The sequence below is a fragment of the Cupriavidus sp. SIMBA_020 genome (assembly GCF_046535395.1).
In the GTDB taxonomy this organism is placed as follows: Bacteria; Pseudomonadota; Gammaproteobacteria; order Burkholderiales; family Burkholderiaceae; genus Cupriavidus; species Cupriavidus campinensis.
Genome location: NZ_JAWRWU010001607.1, coordinates 1 through 238, shown reverse-complemented (window position 1 = coordinate 238; position 238 = coordinate 1). Strand labels below are relative to the sequence as shown.

1 protein-coding gene is annotated in these 238 nt (G+C 68.5%); it reads right to left on the bottom strand.

Going from position 1 to position 238, the window contains the following annotated elements; translation table 11 throughout:
- Window positions 1-206 (bottom strand): ATP-binding cassette domain-containing protein (locus tag SB751_RS35040; protein WP_410749622.1); only part of this gene is annotated, 206 nt, incomplete at its 3' end.
- Between the last annotated feature and the right edge of the window lie 32 nt (window positions 207-238).

Sequence of the window (238 nt, the reverse complement as noted above, 5' to 3'; positions counted from 1 at the left end):
GCGCTCGGCTGATGCACGCCCGCGAGAATTTTCACCAGCGTGGATTTGCCCGCGCCGTTGTCGCCGACGAGGGCGACCACTTCGCCCGCGCGCACGTCGAGCTCGATATCGGCCAGCGCGGACACCGCCCCGAAGTGCTTCGAGACGCCGCGCAGGCTCAACACGATTTCGCCCGGCGGCGCGTGGGGCGTGGAGGGTTCAGTCATGAAAGGAGACTCCTGAGTGCTGCCGGCGGGAC